Raw genomic sequence first — 17,731 nt, 5'->3', positions numbered from 1 at the left:
TCCGCCTCGCCTCGCCTTACGGCCGCAATTTGCGGCATGCCGCAACTGGCCTGCCGCCAATCAGGCGCCGACGTCAGCGGCCAGCGTATCCAGCACCCGCGCGAGCGCATCCGCCCAATGGACCCCGTGCAGGCCGAAATCGCGCTTCACGCGAGCGTTGTCCAGGACCGAGAATGCGGGGCGCACGGCAGGCGTGGGGTAATCGCTGGTGGAAATCGGCATTACCCGCGGCGCCTTGTGGAGCAACCCGCGCTCGACCGCGCCGGCCATGATCGCTTCGGCGAAGCCGTGCCAGCTGGTCTGGCCGGTACAGGTCAGGTGCCACAGGCCGGTGGAGCGCCCGTGCCGCGCCAGGATCGCCGCCGTGGTGTCGGCGATATGCGCCGCCGACGTCGGGCTGCCGACCTGGTCTGCGACCACGCGCAACTCGTCGCGTTCGGCGGCGAGGCGCAGCATCGTCAGCACGAAATTACGGCCATGCGCGGCATAGACCCACGACGTGCGGAAGATCATGTAGCGTGCGCCGCTGTCGCGGATCGCCGCTTCGCCTGCCAGCTTGGTTGCGCCGTAGACGCCCAGCGGCGAAGTTGGATCGTCTTCGCGATAGGGCCGCGTCGAGCTGCCGTCGAAGACGTAGTCTGTCGAATAATGGACGAGCAGTGCATCGCGCGCTGCGCAAGCCGCGGCGATGGCGGTAGGCGCCAGTGCGTTGGCACGCAGCGCTGCGTCAGGCTCTGTTTCCGCGCGGTCCACCGCTGTGTAGGCAGCGGCATTGACGACCACGTCGGGTGCCACGAGATCGACAAGGGTCGCGGCCTCCTGCGGACGATCGAAGTTTGCGGTCTCGCACGCGGAGCCGTCCTCGAGCAGCCCGTTGCGCGTTGCGACCACGAGCTCGCCAAGCGGCGCAAGGCTGCGACGCAGCTCAACGCCGACCTGGCCGTTGCCACCGAGCAGCAGGATCTTCAAGCCGCGTAAACCGGCAACCGGTCGTCGGCGATGTCGGCAAGCAGCGGCGCGCGCATGTCCTTGTCCGACAGTATCGGCTCGGCGACCGGCCAGTCGATCGCCAGCGCCGGATCGTTCCAGCGAATGCCCGCATCGGCGTCGCGGTCGTAGGTCTGCGTGCACAGGTAGGTGAAGGTCGCCCGCTCGCTGAGCACCGCGAAACCGTGCGCAAAACCTTCCGGAATCCAGAAGTGCAGCCGGTTCTCGCCGCTCAGCAGCACGGCCTCCCATTTCCCGTAGGTCGGCGAGCCGCGGCGAATGTCGACTGCGACATCCCAGACCTCGCCGTCGAGCACCGATACATACTTGCCTTGCGGCTTCGGCCATTGGTAGTGCAGCCCGCGGAGCACGCCGCGCGTCGAGGTGGACACGTTGCCCTGGACGAAATTCGGCGTGAGACCATGCGCGGCGAGCTTGTCGCAATTGAAGGATTCGAAGAACTGGCCGCGTGAATCGCCAAACACCTGCGGCTCGATCACCACGCAGCCTGGCAACCTGGTCTCGGTCAGCTTCATGGCACGTATCCGCGATCGATCAGGTCCAGCAGGTATTGCCCATAACCATTCTTGATCAGCGGCTTGGCCAAGGCCCGCAGCTGTGCGGCGTCGATCCAGCCGCTGTGGAACGCGATCTCCTCGGGGCAACACACGCGCAGGCCCTGGCGTGCCTCGATGGTTTCGATGTAGTTCGACGCTTCCAGCAGCGAGCGGTGCGTGCCGGTATCGAGCCAGGCGTAACCGCGCCCCAGTTGCTCCAGATGCAGGTTGCCCCCCTCCAGATAGCAACGATTGAGGTCGGTGATCTCGAGTTCGCCGCGCGCCGACGGCTTGAGCCCGGCGGCGAAGTCGCTGGCCCGCCCATCGTAGAAGTACAGCCCGGTAACGGCATAGTTCGAACGCGGTTCCATCGGCTTTTCTTCGAGACCCACCACCTTGCCGCTGTCGTCGAACTCGGCTACGCCATAGCGCTCCGGATCGCGGACCCAATAGCCGAACACCGTCGCGCCTTCTTCGCGCTGGTCGGCGCGCTTGAGCAGCGCGGTAAGGCCCGGGCCGTGAAAGATGTTGTCTCCCAGCACCAGGCAACTCGGTTTGCCATCGACGAATTCGCGGCCGATCAGGTAGGCCTGGGCCAGCCCGTCTGGACTCGGTTGTATCGCATACTCGATCCGCATGCCCCATTGCGAACCATCGCCCAGCAAATCCTTGAACAGCGCCTGCTCGTGCGGCGTGTTGATGATCAGCACTTCGCGAATGCCCGCGAGCATCAGCACGCTGAGCGGGTAATAGATCATCGGCTTGTCGTAGACCGGCAGCAGCTGCTTGCTGATCGACTGGGTGATGGGATACAGGCGCGTGCCCGAACCACCGGCCAGGATGATACCGCGGCGCGCGGTCATGTCGCGCTCCCGATGCGTTCCAACCGGTAGCTGCCATCGAGCACGCGCTGCACCCAGGGCTGGTTGTCCAGATACCAGTCCACAGTGTCGGCGATGCCCTGCTCGAAGCTGTGCGCGGGCGACCAGCCGAGCTCCGATTTCAGCTTCGACGCGTCGATCGCATAGCGGCGGTCGTGACCGGGGCGATCCCGGACATAGGTGATCTGGGAATTGCGCGGCTCGCCGTCCGTTCGCGGGCGCCGCTCGTCGAGCAGCGCGCAGATGGTGTTCACCACCTCGATGTTCGGGCGCTCGGCGTCGCCGCCGACGTTGTAGGTTTCACCAACGCGGCCACGCTCGAGCACGGCGCGGATCGCGGCGCAGTGGTCGCCCACGTAGAGCCAGTCGCGCACGTTCATGCCGTCACCATAGATCGGCAACGGCTCGCCTGCGATCGCCTTGGCGATCACCAGCGGGATGAGCTTCTCGGGGAACTGGTACGGGCCATAGTTGTTCGAGCAGTTGGTGGTCAGCACCGGCAACCCGTAGGTGTGGTGGAAGGCGCGCACCAGGTGGTCCGATGCCGCCTTCGATGCCGAATAGGGCGAATTGGGTGCGTATGGCGTGGTTTCGACGAACTTGCCGGTCTCGCCGAGCGACCCGTAGACCTCGTCGGTGGAGACGTGCAGGAAGCGGAAGGCTTCCTTCGCATCGCCCTCGAGCGCCTTCCAGTAATCGCGGGAAGCCTCCAGCAGCGCTAGCGTGCCCACGACGTTGGTCTGGATGAACTCGCCCGGTCCATCGATCGAGCGGTCGACATGGCTCTCGGCGGCGAAGTTGACCACCGCTTCGGGTCGGTGCTCGGCCAGAAGCCTGTCGACCAGCTTGCGGTCGCCGATGTCGCCATGGACGAAGACGTGGCCGGCGTTGCCCTGCAGCGAAGACAGCGTGTCGAGGTTGCCGGCATAGGTCAGCGCATCGAGATTGACGATGCGCACACCGTTTGCGGCAGCCTGCAGCACGAAATTGCCGCCAATGAAGCCGGCTCCGCCGGTAACAAGCCAGGTTGGCACGTCAGAGACTCCTCGGGATGGGATAGCTGGTAAATGAAATGATATCGGCCGAACCGCGCCGCGATGGTCTGGCCGACGGAACTAGAGGTTGGCAGAGCCGCGGCGCTGGCCGTCGAGAGCGGCATCCCCGCGCACAGCGGGCACCAACGGCCAATTCGCCATTCTCAGAACGGAATGTCGTCATCCGAAAAATCGTCCGCCGGCGGCGGCGCCGACTGGCGCTGCGGAGCCTGCCGCTGCGGCGGGGCGGACGATTCCTGGCGCGGGCGCGACATGCGTTCGCCGCCGCCGCCACCGCCACCTTCACCACGGCCGCCGAGCATCTGCATCTCGTTGGCGATGATGTCGGTGTAGTAGCGCTTCTGGCCGTCGTCGCCGGTGTGTTCGCTGTAGCGGATCTCGCCTTCGACATACACCTGCGAACCCTTGCGCAGGTATTCGCCGGCGATCTCGCCGAGCTTGCCGAAGAAGGTCACCCGGTGCCACTGGGTGCTTTCCTGCTGGTTGCCGTCGCGATCCTTGCGGACGCTGGTCGTCGCCAGGCTGACCTTGGTAATGGCCATGCCACCCTGGGTGTACTTGATTTCCGGGTCGTTGCCGAGATTGCCGACCAGGATGGCCTTGTTGATGCCGCGTGCCATGGATGACCTCGTTGGGTTCTGTATGGGGATCTGCGCCGTCGCCTGCGCCCCTGCGCAGGTCCGTGGGCGGGCGCCGAATGATTGCCCGTGCATGATACCGGGCCGGCCCGATCGCCGCGCCCGCAGCCACCGTACGGTCCACGCCAGGGCGCGGGCAACCTGAAAATGCGGTCAGGAAACCCCGACGGCCGTGGCCCGCTGACGTGTTATCCTCGCCGCCCCCTTGGGGAGTAGCCTGCCTCCGGCCCCGCCGGAAGCGCCCGCGTCAACATGCTCGGCACCGCAACGTGCCGTGGCGCGGGCAGCCATGACTGGTTGGCGAGACCATCGGCTTCCGGCGCCACGAAGGTTGGGCGCGCCGGCGTGCCGTCGTCGCCAAGCCCGATCCCGAGTCCCGATGTCCCCCTTTTCGATTTTCCTGATCGGCATCGCCATGTCGACGGACGCGTTTGCCGCCGCGGTCGGCAAGGGCGCGGCGATGCGCAACCCGCGCCTGCCCGAAGCGCTGCGCGCCGGCCTGATCTTCGGCACCATCGAAGGGCTGACCCCGGTCGTCGGCTGGGCGCTGGGCAGCGCGGCTTCGCGTTACATCACCGCCTGGGACCACTGGATCGCATTCGCACTGCTGGCCGCGCTCGGCGCGCACATGATCCACGCCGGGCTGCGACCGCACGACGACGATGAAGACGCGCCGCGGCGCCATGGATTCTGGGCGCTGGCCACGACGGGCCTGGCCACCAGCATCGATGCGATGGCGGTCGGCGTGGGACTCGCGTTCCTGGACGCGGAAATCGCGGTCGTCGCGGTCGTGATCGGCCTCACCACGCTGGTGATGGTGACGCTGGGCATCATGCTCGGTCGCAGCCTCGGACGGCTGGCGGGCAAGCGGGCGGAACTCGGTGGCGGCGTGCTGCTGATCCTGATCGGGCTGGCGATCCTGTACGAACACCTGGGCGGCGCGGCCGGCATCCCCGGCATGTAGCGCGACGCGGCGACATCTGCGTACAGCCATTGCTCCCTATAATCGCGCCTTTCCCACGCCGGACCCGGCATGTCTGCTCCCGCAAGCCTGCAAATCCCCGCCCTGCCCGCCATCCAGCACTTCGCGTCCGCCGACATGGCGTCCGTCGACGCGCTGATCCGCCGCCGGCTGGCTTCGGACGTGGTGCTGATCAACCAGGTCGCCGAGCACATCGTCGCCGCGGGCGGCAAGCGGCTGCGTCCGATGCTGCTGCTGCTGGCCGCGCGCGCGCTCGGGCACCAGGGCGCGGATGCCCACCAGCTCGCCGCCGTGGTCGAGTTCATCCATACCTCCACCCTGCTCCACGACGACGTGGTCGACGAATCCGACCTGCGCCGCGGCCGCCAGACCGCCAACGCGGTGTGGGGCAACGCGGCCAGCGTGCTGGTCGGCGATTTCCTGTACTCGCGCAGCTTCCAGCTGATGGTCGAACTCGACTCGATGGACGTGCAGCGGATCCTCGCCGACACCACCAACCGCATCGCCGAGGGCGAGGTCCTGCAGCTGCTGCACGTGCGCAACCCGGACGTGGACGAAGCGGCCTACCTGCGCGTGATCGAGCGCAAGACCGCGGTGCTGTTCGCTGCAGCCACCCAGCTCGGCGCCCTGCTCGCCGGCGCCGACGCCGCGACCCGGCAGCGGATGGAGGACTACGGCCTCGCCCTGGGCCACGCCTTCCAGATCGCCGACGACGTGCTCGACTACAGCGCCGACGAGGCCGCGCTCGGCAAGCACCTGGGCGACGACCTCGCCGAGGGCAAGGCCACGCTGCCGCTGATCCACGCGATGGCGCACTCCGATGCCGCCACCCGGCAGCGGCTGCGGGCGATCATCGAACAGGGCGACATCGATGCGCTTCCCGAGGCGATCGCCGCGATTCGCGCCCAGGGCAGCCTCGACTACAGCCGCGCGCGCGCCGTCGAATACGCCGAAGCTGCGGAACGCGCGCTGGACGGCCTTGAAGACAACGAAGCGGTGGCCGCGCTGCGCGGCCTGGCGCGCTACGCCATCGAGCGCGACCACTGAGGGATCGCAGTTCGCCGGCCGGCCGGTATCGTTGTCGGTCGGTCAGCCGGCGTGCCGGTTGGTCGGTCGAACATGCTGGCATTGGGACGCGGGATACCGGTGACGTCGACCAGCGCGCTGCATCGGCGTTCGACGCCGCTGACATCCGTCGCGGCCAGCGCGTTCCCACGAGCCTGCATCACGGGTGCCGTGCCTTTCCAGAGGCCTGGCCAGTGAAGGCGCCGTTCAATCCTCGCCGAAACGCTCTTCGAAGAAGCCTTCCATCATCCGGTAGGCGCGCTTCGCCGCGCGCGGGTCGTAGACGCAGCCCGGCGGACGATTGGCCGCCTTCAACGCGAAGCAGTGCACCGCGCCGCTGAAGTTGACGAAGGTCCAGTCGGCGCCGGCGGCGTCCATTTCCTTCTCGAAGCCCGCGATATCCGGTGCGGTGCCACGATCGTCGGCTCCGTTGAGCACCAGCAGCGGGGTTTGCACCGCGTCGGGTTTCGCCGGCGTCGTCGTCGACAGCCCGCCATGGAAGGTGACGATGCCGGCCAGCTGTGCGCCGCTGCGCGCCAGTTCAAGTACCGAAGAGCCGCCGAAGCAGTAGCCGAACGCGCCGATCCGGCTCGCATCGAGCGGCGACTTGCCGGCCTGCGCCTTCAAGACTTCCACCGCTTTCGCAGCGCGCGCGCGCATCGCGGCGGGGTCGGCATAGAGCGTCTTTACCTGCGCCTGTGCCTCGTCGCTGTTGCGCGGCCGCACGCCTTTGCCATACATGTCGGCGACGAGGATCACGTAGTCGTCGCCCGCCACGTCGTGGGCCTGCGCGACCGCAGCGTCCGTCACGCCCATCCAGTCCGGCACCATCACCAGTCCCGGACGCGGATCCGACGAGGCATCGTCGTACACCAGCACGCCGCTGAACGCCTGGTCGCCGACGCTCCATTCCACCGGCCTGGACTGCATCGCGGCGAGGACGGATGCGGACAGCGGCAACAGCGCCAGCAGCAGGGCGACGCGACGCGGAATGCGGGAACGAAACGGTGTCATGGCGCTCTCCGGTGGAGGGGTGCCCGCAAGCCTACGCCGGCGGCAGCCGGTCGCGGTGAACGGGCCAGCGTTCGGCAGAATCGCAGGATTTTCTCCTCTCCTGCGGACGCGGGAGTGGGTCGAGGAGAGCTGCGGGGTCATTCGAAACGTGGGCATGTCTTCCGACCTCCCAACCCCAACGCAAAGAGCCGGGCAGAGCTCACGGCTGACGCGTCCGCGGGAAAAGCGTTCCCGCACGATGGCTCAGGCGATCCCAAGCCCCGGAATGCCACTGATCTGGGCCGGGTCGAATCCCGCCAGTTCAGCGAAGTGTCGCCCGCGCTCGGTGTAGTCGCGATACGGGCCGAAGCTCGGCGCGCCGGGTGAGAGCAGGACCACGCCGTCATCGCCCAGTTCCGCGCGCGCCTGGTCGATCGCGCTGCCCAGGTCCGTCGCCTCGGTCAGCGCGAAACCCGCCGTGCGGGCGACAGGCGCCATCAGCTCATGGATCCGCCTGCCGTTCTGACCCATCGTCACGATCGCGAGCGGGGCGCGGCGTTTCATCGCCTCGGCGAATCCCGACCAGTCCAGCCCGCGATCATGCCCGCCGGCAAGCAGGGCGACGCGGCGGTCACGGAACACGTCGAGCGCGGCCAGGCTCGCATGCGGCGTGGTGCTGATCGAATCGTTGACGTAAGTGATGCCGTCCCGCGTGCCCAGCGACTGCAGCCGATGCGGCAGCGGCCGAAACGAGGCCGCGTGCATCGCCAGCGCCGCGCCATCGAAGCCGAGCGCATCGATCGCTGTCAGCACTGCGCACAGGTTGCCGCGGTTGTGGCGGCCCGGGACGGGAACGTCGCGGGTGTCGAGCACCAAAGCATCGCCGCGATGCAGCGCGTCGCCGCGCATGTGCCAGCCATCGCCGCGGCCGAACCAGCGCACGTCGCTTTCGGGCAGCGAAAGCGCGGCCAGCCGCGGATCCCCGGCATTGAGCACGGCGATGCGCGGCCGGGCGTCGGTGAGCAACGCCAGCTTGTCCTCGACGTAGCGCTGCTCGCTGCCGTGCCAGTCCAGGTGCTCAGGGAACACGTTGGTCACCACCGCGATGTGCGGACGCACACCGCTGGCCGCCACGTCGCGTGTCTGGTAGCTCGACAACTCGATCGCCCACAGCTCGGCGTCGTCGTCGAGCAGTTCCAGCAGCGGCAGGCCGATGTTTCCGCACAGCGCGGTGCGGTGTCCGCCGGCGCGCAGCAGGTGCGCCAGCAGCGCGGTAGTGGTGCTCTTGCCCTTGGTGCCGGTGACGCACACGGTGCGCGCCTCGGACCGCTCGGCGAACCATAGCGCGGTGCCGCCGATGAAGACCGTGCCCCGTTCGCGCGCGGCCACCGCTTCGGGCCGGTAAGGGCTGATGCCCGGCGACTTGACCACCACGTCGAAGGCCGCCAGGCGTTCGGCGGAAGCTTCGGTTTCCACACGCAGCGCCGGATCGCCAAGCGCCTTGGCCTGATCGACCTCGCCCTCGCTGCAGAACAACGTCAGCGGCAGTGTCGCCCGCGCCTGCGCATCCGGGTGCTCGACAGCTGGATGGCTGCCCGCCGCAGGCTTCGGGCTTCCAGCGCGCAGCGCGCGATACGCCGCGCGCCCCTCGCGGCCCCAGCCCCACAGCGCGACGCTCTTGCCCTCAAGCTGCGAAATGCGCACGCAGCCGTTCCCACAGTTTCGCCGGGATCCGATGCTGGTCGTCGATCACCAGCAGCGGCGCGATGTCGAGTTCCGACGCGTCCAGCTGCGGCAGGATCTCGCGCGCGAAGCGCTTCACGATCGCGTCTTCGCGCCACTCCGGGCGCTGCGCCAGCGCGGCCATCGCCGCGCGCGACTCGCGGCCTTCGCCAACGCATTCGAAGGGCTTGTGGTCCTGGTACTCGAGCAGCGCGTCGAAGCCGGCGACCTGCTCCGGGTCGTCCAGCAGGTTGCGGCCGAAGATGCCCACCAGTCGCGGCTTGGGCATGAACGGCGCCAGCGCCAGGAACACGAAATGGCATTTCGGGCAGACGCCGCACCAGCGACCGACCGGACGTTCGCCGAGCAGGTGGAAATTGCGGTTGCAGCTGGAAAAATGGGCGTCGTAACGATCGATCCGGGCGAACTGTCGCGCCACCGCCAGCTCGCTGAGCGGGCGCAGCAGCGAGTAGTAGTGCAGGACCTGCCCCGAACCCGATCCGGCGTCGGCTGCGATCCTGCGCTGCACGTAGGCGCCGAAGTCGCGCTCGAACGCCCAGCCCTTCGACCACTGGTGGTTCACCTCGCGGGTGTCCTGGCCATCATCCGACACGATCAGGCTGCCGTAGCTGGCCGACCGCTCGTTGGAGAACACCACCTGGTCGGCGCCGAGCAGCACCGCGGCGAAGACCATGATCGCCGAATTGATCGCGGTGACCGGGATGTGGCCGTTCCACGCGCCCTGGCGGTTGTACTCGAACAGTTCTGGCGCCAACTGGCGGCCGATGTTGAGCGTCGGCAGCCCGGTGCGCTCCGCGCAGGCGCGGATCAGCTGCGAGCCGCCGACCCAGGTGACGGTCTGCTCGACCCCCGCCGCGCGCAGGGCCTCGATCGACACCAGCGAGTCCTTGCCGCCGCCGATGGCGACAAGGGCGTGGTGGCGCGTGCCGGCTCCGTTCGCATCGTAGGAAGGGTTGGGGTTGGATGCGCCCGAGCCGTGAGTACCCCCATCCCCACCCTGCTCTTCCAGCGAAGAGAAGGGCTTTGAAGCGGCATCCGTTGAAGCAGGCGCGTCCGAAGCCGGGAAGCGGATCCTGCCGTGCAGGTCGAACCCGTTGCGGTACGCGAACTCGCCCAGCCCGTTGAGATAGATCTCCTCCAGCAGCGCCGCGGTCTCCGCATCGATCGCGTACGAATCGATCCGGATGTCTTCCGGCACCGCCGCCTTGTAATAGCTCACGCCAGCGATCAGGTGCAGCAGCCGCAGCGCCTGTTCCGCGGCCGGCGCACGCGCCTCGTCGAGCGCGAATGGCGCGCCGGGCACGGTGATCGCCTCGATCATTTCCGGGCCGTCGTCGAACGCGTACACCAGCTCCGCCACGCCGGTACCAGCGTCGAACCCGCAGCGCACGAAGCGGAAACTGCGTACCGCCTCCCTGTCGAACGGCGTCATCGCGCCCCCTCCAAACCCAGGCCGCGTGCCTGCCGCAGGAAGCGGCGGCACAGGAAATACTCGATGCACAGCGCCGGCATTGCGCCCAGCAACAGTCCGAACAGCACCGCGTACACCGCGATCGCCGGCACCCAGGACAATGCCGCGCGAACGTCGCCCGCGGCGCCCGAAGCCAGATGCGCCACGCCTTCGACCAGCCCCATCCAGAGCGTCGCCAACGGCGCGAACATCAGGAACGCGAGCGCCACCGTGCGCAGCGCCAGTCCGAACGCGGTCCACTTGCGCGCGTCACGGTCGACGTTGTGCCACCACGCGGTGATCCACCATGACGCCAGTCCGGCCGCCATCGCCGCGGCGGGCGCCACGCTCAGCGACGCGCGGGCGTTCTGGTGCCAGGACGCCAGCCCGGCGCCGCTGAGCATCCCGATGGCGATGTAGGCGAACAGCGCCAGCGAAGCCGCCACGGCCGCGCTGATCCACGCCAGGCGCTTGCGCGGCGTCATTCGAGCACGTCCTCGCGCGGCAGCGCGCGCAGGTTGTAGCGGTTGGCCATGACGAACCCGTAGGCGCCAGCATCGGCGACCAGCACCGCATCGCCTTCGCGCGTCGCGGCCGGCAGCATGCGCTGCGCGCCGAGCACGTCGCCCGATTCGCAGATCGGCCCGACCACGTCGAACGTGGTGTCCGCCTCCTCGTCGAGCCGCGACAGGTTGTGGATGCCGTGGTAAGCCTCGTACAGCGCCGGGCGCATCAACGCGTTCATGCCCGCATCCAGGCCGACGCGGCGGATGCCCTGCTTCGCCACCACCTGGGTCACGTGCGCCAGCAATACGCCGCACTCGGCGACGAGATAGCGCCCCGGCTCGACCGCCAGCGCATAGCGCGGATAGGCGGCCTTGATCTCGGCAAGGCCCGCCGCCCAGGCCGCGATGTCGAACGGATGCGCGTCGGGCTTGTACGGGATCGGCAGGCCGCCGCCAATGTCGATGGTGTCGACCGTGCCGACGCTGTCGGCGAAACCGGCCAGTTCGGCGTAGACCTCGCGCCAGTGCGCCGGGGTCACGATGCCGCTGCCCAGGTGGGCATGGATGCCGCCGATGCGCACGTCGAGCATGCGCGCTTCCGCCACGAAGGCATCGAAAGCCCCCAGCGGCAGCCCGAACTTCGACGCCGCGCCGCCGGTGACCACCTTGGCATGGTGGCCATCGCCGCGGCCGAGGTCGATCCGCAACCACAGCGCGCGGCCGCGGAAGGTGTCCGGCCAGTTGCGCAGCGCCTCGACGTTGTCCAGCGTCACCGTGACACCGAACGCGAACGCGGCCTCGTACTCGCCACGCGGCGCAAAGCTCGGGGTGAACAGTACCCGCGCCGGATCGAGCTCCGGCAACACCGCGAACACGTGCTCGAGCTCGCCCAGCGACACGCACTCCAGACCGAAGCCCTCGGCCACCAGCGCGCGCAGCAGCGCCGGATGCGGATTGGCCTTGATCGCGAAATAGCGGCGGTCGATCGCCTCGACGTCGAGCAGCGAACGCGCGCGCTCGCGCAGGGTCGGCAGGTGGTAGGCGTACACCGGCGTGCCCTCGGCGGCGCACTCGAGCAGTCGCTCGCGTTCGCCGCGCCACCACGGCACCGCGCGCGCCGGGCGGCCGTGTTCGATCTCCTGCCAGCTGGGGCCGAACACGCTGGCGTCGCGCACCGGCATGGCCTCGCTTTCGATCAGCTCCGCATGCAGCACCGGCAGCAGGCCGTCGGCATCGGCCTCGTCGATCACGAAGGTGAGGTTGAGGTCGTTGGACGACTGCGAGATCAGGTGCACGCGCTCCTGGCCGAACGTCGCCCACACATCCGAGAGCTTGTGCAGCAGCGAGCGCATGCCGCGCCCGACCAGGGTGATCGCCGCACACGGCGCGATGACCTTCACCCGGCACACCTTCGCCAGGTCCTCGGAGAGCTCCGCGAGCACGTCGGTGGTCACCAGGTTCTCGCTCGGATCGAGCGACACGGTGACGTTGGTTTCCGAAGACCCGATCAGGTCGACCGAGAGGCCATGGCGACGGAACAGCTCGAAGATCTCGGCGAGGAAACCGACCTGCTGCCACATGCCGACGCTTTCCATCGACACTAGGACGATGCCGTTGCGGCGGCTGACGACCTTGACGCCCGGCACGGTGATGCCATCGCCGTCGATGCGGGTTCCCGGCCGTTCCGGATGCTCGGTATCGAGGATCGCCATCGGCACGCCGGCGTCGCGGCAGGGCTTGATCGAACGCGGATGCAGCACCTTGGCGCCGGTGGTGGCGATTTCCTGCGCCTCGGCATAGTCCAGCCGCGTCAACAGGCGCGCGTCCGGCACGACCCGCGGGTTGGCGCTGAACAGTCCGGGCACGTCGGTCCAGATCTCGACCCGCTGCGCGCCCAGCAACGCTCCGAAATAGGCAGCGGAGGTATCGGAGCCGCCGCGACCCAGGATCGCGGTGCCGCCATCGGCGTGCCGCGCGATGAAGCCCTGGGTGAGCAACATGCGCGCGGGCTGCTCGCGGAACCGCTGGTGGAAACCGTCGGCCGGCTCGCGCCGGCACGACACCGACAGGCGCGTGGACCAGGCGTTCTGGTTCGGCAGCGCAACGGCGTCGAGCCACTCGCGCGCATCGCACCAGCCGAAATCGTGGCCCTGCGCGCGCAGGTAGGCCGCGCCCAGCGAGGACGACAGCAGTTCGCCCTGCCCCAGCAGTTCGGCCTGCCAGTCGAGCGTGCGCGCGGCGGCGCGCGGGTCGTGGCCCAGCGCCCGCAGGCCGGCCAGGCGCTCGCCGAGGACGATGGCCGGATCGAGGTCGAGTTCGCGCGCGAACGCCTCGTGCCGATCGACCAGCGCGGCAATCCGGGCCGCGCTATCCTGCGCGCCCTCGGCGATCGCCTGCAGTTCGTTGGTGACGCCCGACAGCGCGGACACCACCACCAGCACGCGCGCGCCTTCGTCGTCGGCGCGCTGTTTCGCCAGCCGGCCGATGGTGTCCCAGCGATGACGGCGCGACACCGAGGTGCCGCCGAACTTGAGCACGATCCAGCGATCGGAAGAGGAATTGTTGGGCATCGAAGTCGCTGCGCGCCCGCGCGTCGGGCATGAACACGCGATTCTAGGGCTTGATGTCGCCGGCGCACACCCTGCGTGACGTGGCAGAAGCGTCTTTGGCCGCGAGCCCTCGATCCTGTGGGAGCGGCTGCAGCCGCGCTTTTTCGACAGTCTGCCGCGGCCCGGACAAAGCTCGCGGCTGAAGCCGCTCCCACAAAGATCCCTTCTTGCCCCGCGAGTGATCCCCGCCGCCTACACTTCCCGCCCGCACACCCTTCATCCTCCCCACGGACCCCCATGCCCTCCCGCCCCTATCTCCAGCTCGATGTCTTCGCCGACCGCCCGGGCGCCGGCAATCCCCTCGCGGTGGTGCTTGAAGCGCAGGGCCTGGACGACGACGCCATGCAGGCGATCGCACGCTGGACGCGCCTGCCCGAAACCACGTTCGTGTTCCCCGCCACGACGCCCGACGCCGACTACCGGCTGCGCATCTTCAGCCCGCGGCGGGAGGTGCCGTTCGCCGGCCACCCCAGCGTCGGCACCGCGCACGCGGTGCTGGAAGCGGCGCTGGCGACGCCACGCGAAGGCCTGCTGGTGCAGGAGGGTATCGCCGGCAACCTGCCGCTGCGGGTGGCAGGCTCCGGGCATGCCCGGACCATCGCGGTGCGCACGCCGCGGGCGCGCGTGGCGGAGGTTGCCGACGCAGCCGACCCACGCCTGCGCGACGCGCTCGCAGCGCTGCCGCTGGGCGCGCTGCCGCCGGCCCTGATGGACGGCGGCCGCCGCTGGTGGCTGGCCGAGCTGCGCGACGAGGCGACGCTGCGCTCGGCGCAGCCGGACTGGGAGGCGATCGGCAGGCTCGCGCAAGCCACCGACAGCATGGGGCTGTGCGTGTTCGCGCGCAGCGATGATCCGGTCTACTACCTCGCGGTACGGGCGTTCGTCGGTGCGCCGGGGCAGTTCGAAGACGCCGCATCGGGCGCGGCGAACGCAACGCTGGCGGCGTGGCTGGCCTCGCGCGATGCCTTGCCCAGCCCCGACGGCCACTACCGCATCAGCCAGGGCCGCGAGGTCGGCCACGACGCGATCATCGAGCTGTTCGTCGACGCCGATGGCGAGGTGTGGTCGGGCGGACGCGTGCAGACGGTGGTGAGCGGGCAGATTGACTGGTGAGCGCGCGGTCAACCGATGCCCCGTCGGCATCGGCTGCGCCGGTGAACGCCCAGCCACGGTTGGGCGGGCCGGGTTCTCCGTAGTCGACGAGGTGGCGCCAAGGAGGGCAGCGGGCGACCGTCGAATGTTTTGCGGCTTCAGCGCGATCGTTTGACGCTGGCAACCGCCGCGACGGTCCCCTTGGACGTGTGGGAGCGGCTTCAGCCGCGAGCTCTTGATCTTCGGGATATTGCGAAAAGCTCGCGGCTGAAGCCGCTCCCACAAGAGCATCGCCAAAGCGCCGCCAAGGTCTGCTGCTACGGCTTTGCAGGCTTGTCCGCTTCGTACACCGGCTTGCCGTCGACCCAGGTGGATTCGATCTGCAGGTCGTCAAGCTGCGCTACGGGAACGGACAGTGGATCGCCGCCGAGGATCACGAAGTCCGCGCGCATTCCCGGCGCCAGCTTGCCGACCTGCTCCTCGTCGAAACCGGCATACGCGGCATCGGAGGTGAACCCGCGCAGCGCTTCGGCCGCGCTCAGGCGCTGGTCGGAGAGCCAGCCGCCCGGTGGGTGGCCGTCGCGGTCCTGGCGCGTCACTGCCGCGTAGAGGCCCAGGCGCGGATCGGGCGATTCGACCGGAAAATCAGACCCCAGCGCCAGGTGCGCGCCGCTGTGCAGGAAGCGCTGCCAGGCGTAGGCGCCGAACAGCCGCTCCTTGCCCAGCCGCTCCTCCGCCCACGGCATGTCGGACGTGGCGTGCGTCGGCTGCATCGAGGCGATCACGCCCAGGGGCGCGAAGCGCGGGATGTCTTCGCGCGACACGATCTGCGCGTGCTCGACGCGCCAGCGATGGTCGGCCTTCGCGTCGTCCCCCAGCACGCGCTCATAGGTATCGAGCACGATGCGGTTGCCGCGATCACCGATCGCATGCGTGGCGACCTGCACGTCGCAGTCCTTGGCCTTGCGCACGATGCCTTCGTAGGTGGCGGGGTCGGTGACCAGCAGGCCGCGGTTGCCGGCCTCGTCGCTGTAATCGCCGAGCAGGGCGGCACCGCGGCTGCCGAGCGCGCCATCGATATACAGCTTGACGCCGCGCATCTCCAGCCGTCCGCCCGGATGCCGGTACGCGCCATTCGCGCACAGGTCCGCGAGCGCGTCGCTGTCGCCGTTGGCGTACGCGTCGATGCGCAAGGTCAGCTTGCCGTCGTCGGCGAAGCGCTTGTAGAGCGCCAGTTCCTCGCGCGACACGCCCATGTCGTGCACGCCGGTCAGGCCGTCGCGGGCCGCCGTCGCAAGCGCGCGTGCCAGCGCCTGCGCGCGATAGGCGTCGTCGGGCTGGGGCATCTGCGCCCGCACGAGGTTCATGGCCTCGTCGACGAACACGCCGGTGGCTTTGTCGTCCTCGCGCAGGATGCGCCCGCCGTCGGGCTGCCAATCGCCGGCCAGGGGACGGTCGGGCGCCGCCTGGTCGACGAGCTTCATCGCCGCGCTGTTGGCCCAGCCGGCATGCCCGTCGACGCGCTCCAGCCACACCGGTCGGTCAGGAAACGCCGCGTCCAGGTCGGCGGCCGTCGGGAACGTCTTCTCCGGCCAGTCGTTCTGGTCCCAGCCGTTGCCGATCAGCCAGGCGCCATCGGGCAGCCTTTCCTTCTCTTCGAATGCCTTGAGCCGCGTGATGACCTCGGCCTTGTCGCCGGCGCCGAACAGATCGGCTTGCATCAAGGCGTAGCCCAGGCCCATCAGGTGCCCATGGGCGTCGATCAGTCCCGGCACGACGGTCGCCGTCCCGGCATCGACGCGCTCCGCGTCCGGATAGCGCGCCAGCAACGCCTTCGCGTCACCCACGGCCAGCACGCGCCCGGACGCGTCCCATGCCATCGCCTGCACCTGCGGCTGCGCGGGATCGGACGTGTGGATGCGTGCAGCGGTCAGCAAGTGTACGTCGGCCGCCTGCGCGGTGGCGGCAAGGCAGCACAGCGTGGCGATCCAGGTGATGCGGCGCATGCAGGCGACTCCGTAGGGAATCCCCGCACTATGCCGCCGTGCCCGGGCCACGGCAACGTGCGCACGACGGCACAGCGAGGTGCGTGCCTGGAATCTTGAGCGGGCTGCAAGCGGCTCGCCCGGTGCGCTCCTACGGAAATCCCAGGCGCTGCATCAACCGACAAGGGCCGCGTCGATCGCCCCGCTCTGCTCCGCGCGCGTCAGGGTCGCTGGGGGAGCTCCCGCTAGGCGTCACTGCACCGACCGGCTCTCGCGTCCGCCCGCAGGCGCGAGAATCGACGGCAATTCCACGACCAGCAGGACTCGCGTTGTTTCGCGAGTCCCGAACCGCCTTGAGACTATTCCGCCGCCTGCACGTCGACGCGCACGCGGATCGTGTCGCCGGGATGGTGGTTGGTGCGGGTGGTGTAGGTGCGGCCGGCATATTCGTACGTCACGTCGTACGCGCCCACGCGGTTGTCGTCGACGGTGTAGCCGTTACCGCTTGCCGGCACCGGGTCGCAGACGGTGACCACGCGATCGCGCTCCGCGCGGTGGCTGCGCTCGTACACCTGCCGTCCGGCCATGCCGCCGACCATCGACCCGACGGCGGCGGTCGCGTAGCGCGCGGAGCCGCCACCGACCTTGCTGCCGAGGACGGCGCCGACCACGCCGCCGAGCACGGTGGCAACGTTGCGACCGGTTTCGCTGCCCGCGCTGCGGTAGCCGTCGTTGCGATAGCCGCCGTTCTGGTAGCCGTCTTCCCGATAGCGGTCATCGCCGTAATCCCCGTCGCGATCGCCGTCGCCGGCGTACCCGTCGCCGCGATATCCGCCCGCGTACGGATCGCGATAACCATCGCGATCGTCATCCCCGACGTAGCCATCGTCGCGCCGCGAGCGACAGCGCTGCGCCGTCGAGCCATAGCGGTCGTCCGCGTAGCCGGACACGATCACCGGATCGACGCGGACCACGCGCGCCTGGTCGTATTGCGCACCGGACGTCGTCGCGTACGCGCTGTCGTCGCGGTCTGGAAGATACGGCTGTGCCGGGTAAGCGGACTGCGCGAAGGCGCTGCCGGCGGAGGCCGCCAGTCCGAGGACCAGCAGGGGGGCGGCGATACGATGCATGAGGGGCTCCCGGGCACCCGGGCCGGGCGCGAGGCACACGCTAGCGCCGGGGCGATAA

General features: G+C 69.1%; 15 protein-coding genes. 3 read left to right on the top strand and 12 right to left on the bottom strand.

Annotation, left to right across the window (positions count from 1 at the left end):
* Positions 1-60 precede the first annotated feature (60 nt).
* The 5 genes from rfbD to ssb all read right to left on the bottom strand — a co-directional run bounded on the left by rfbD (position 61) and on the right by ssb (position 4,100).
* A complete protein-coding gene (gene rfbD, locus ACFOM9_RS02285; RefSeq protein WP_386705795.1) occupies positions 61-969 on the bottom strand; it encodes a dTDP-4-dehydrorhamnose reductase in 909 nt (302 codons plus the stop codon).
* Positions 966-1,523 (bottom strand): dTDP-4-dehydrorhamnose 3,5-epimerase, encoded by a 558-nt coding sequence (gene rfbC, locus ACFOM9_RS02280; protein ID WP_386705793.1) that lies wholly within the window; start codon positions 1,521-1,523, stop codon positions 966-968. Before rfbC ends, rfbD begins: the two co-directional genes overlap by 4 nt.
* Entirely contained in the window at positions 1,520-2,407 is an 888-nt protein-coding gene (gene rfbA, locus ACFOM9_RS02275; protein WP_386705791.1) for a glucose-1-phosphate thymidylyltransferase RfbA, read from the bottom strand. Before rfbA ends, rfbC begins: the two co-directional genes overlap by 4 nt.
* Positions 2,404-3,459: a dTDP-glucose 4,6-dehydratase gene (gene rfbB, locus ACFOM9_RS02270; RefSeq protein ID WP_386705789.1), complete on the bottom strand. Its 1,056-nt coding sequence runs from the start codon at positions 3,457-3,459 to the stop codon at positions 2,404-2,406. The genes rfbA and rfbB overlap by 4 nt, the downstream gene beginning before the upstream one ends.
* 164 nt (positions 3,460-3,623) lie before the next feature.
* On the bottom strand, positions 3,624-4,100 hold the full coding sequence (ssb, locus tag ACFOM9_RS02265) for a single-stranded DNA-binding protein (protein ID WP_386705787.1): 477 nt from the start codon (positions 4,098-4,100) through the stop codon (positions 3,624-3,626).
* Between the two features lie 397 nt (positions 4,101-4,497).
* Here ssb and mntP point away from each other — a divergent pair, with 397 nt between their 5' ends.
* Entirely contained in the window at positions 4,498-5,082 is a 585-nt protein-coding gene (gene mntP / locus ACFOM9_RS02260) for a manganese efflux pump MntP (RefSeq protein WP_386705785.1), read from the top strand.
* A gap of 69 nt (positions 5,083-5,151) precedes the next feature.
* Positions 5,152-6,147 carry a polyprenyl synthetase family protein gene (locus tag ACFOM9_RS02255; protein WP_386705783.1) on the top strand — a complete coding sequence of 332 codons (996 nt, stop codon included), beginning with the start codon at positions 5,152-5,154 and terminating at the stop codon, positions 6,145-6,147.
* Between the two features lie 225 nt (positions 6,148-6,372).
* On the opposite strand, the gene ACFOM9_RS02250 is transcribed toward ACFOM9_RS02255, so the two are convergent.
* The 5 genes from ACFOM9_RS02250 to ACFOM9_RS02230 all read right to left on the bottom strand — a co-directional run bounded on the left by ACFOM9_RS02250 (position 6,373) and on the right by ACFOM9_RS02230 (position 13,427).
* Positions 6,373-7,179: a dienelactone hydrolase family protein gene (locus ACFOM9_RS02250; protein WP_386705781.1), complete on the bottom strand. Its 807-nt coding sequence runs from the start codon at positions 7,177-7,179 to the stop codon at positions 6,373-6,375.
* Positions 7,180-7,422: 243 nt separating this feature from the next.
* A complete protein-coding gene (murD, locus tag ACFOM9_RS02245; protein ID WP_386705779.1) occupies positions 7,423-8,862 on the bottom strand; it encodes a UDP-N-acetylmuramoyl-L-alanine--D-glutamate ligase in 1,440 nt (479 codons plus the stop codon).
* Positions 8,843-10,333 (bottom strand): UDP-N-acetyl-alpha-D-muramoyl-L-alanyl-L-glutamate epimerase, encoded by a 1,491-nt coding sequence (gene murL / locus ACFOM9_RS02240; protein WP_386705777.1) that lies wholly within the window; start codon positions 10,331-10,333, stop codon positions 8,843-8,845. Before murL ends, murD begins: the two co-directional genes overlap by 20 nt.
* Entirely contained in the window at positions 10,330-10,836 is a 507-nt protein-coding gene (locus ACFOM9_RS02235) for a hypothetical protein (RefSeq protein ID WP_386705775.1), read from the bottom strand. The genes murL and ACFOM9_RS02235 overlap by 4 nt, the downstream gene beginning before the upstream one ends.
* Positions 10,833-13,427: a bifunctional aspartate kinase/diaminopimelate decarboxylase gene (locus ACFOM9_RS02230; RefSeq protein ID WP_386705773.1), complete on the bottom strand. Its 2,595-nt coding sequence runs from the start codon at positions 13,425-13,427 to the stop codon at positions 10,833-10,835. Before ACFOM9_RS02230 ends, ACFOM9_RS02235 begins: the two co-directional genes overlap by 4 nt.
* A gap of 276 nt (positions 13,428-13,703) precedes the next feature.
* Between ACFOM9_RS02230 and ACFOM9_RS02225 the strand changes: the two genes are divergently transcribed.
* Entirely contained in the window at positions 13,704-14,579 is an 876-nt protein-coding gene (locus ACFOM9_RS02225) for a PhzF family phenazine biosynthesis protein (RefSeq protein ID WP_386705771.1), read from the top strand.
* A gap of 296 nt (positions 14,580-14,875) precedes the next feature.
* Here the strand turns inward: ACFOM9_RS02225 and ACFOM9_RS02220 are convergent, their stop codons facing one another.
* Both ACFOM9_RS02220 and ACFOM9_RS02215 read right to left on the bottom strand, forming a co-directional pair.
* Positions 14,876-16,564, bottom strand: coding sequence for an amidohydrolase (locus ACFOM9_RS02220; protein WP_386705769.1), 1,689 nt, complete (start codon positions 16,562-16,564; stop codon positions 14,876-14,878).
* Positions 16,565-16,902: 338 nt separating this feature from the next.
* Entirely contained in the window at positions 16,903-17,673 is a 771-nt protein-coding gene (locus tag ACFOM9_RS02215) for a glycine zipper 2TM domain-containing protein (RefSeq protein WP_386705767.1), read from the bottom strand.
* Positions 17,674-17,731 lie beyond the last annotated feature (58 nt).

Source organism: Luteimonas notoginsengisoli (assembly GCF_042648885.1).
Taxonomy (GTDB): Bacteria; Pseudomonadota; Gammaproteobacteria; order Xanthomonadales; family Xanthomonadaceae; genus Luteimonas; species Luteimonas notoginsengisoli.
This window is presented reverse-complemented; position numbering and strand designations above follow the sequence as displayed.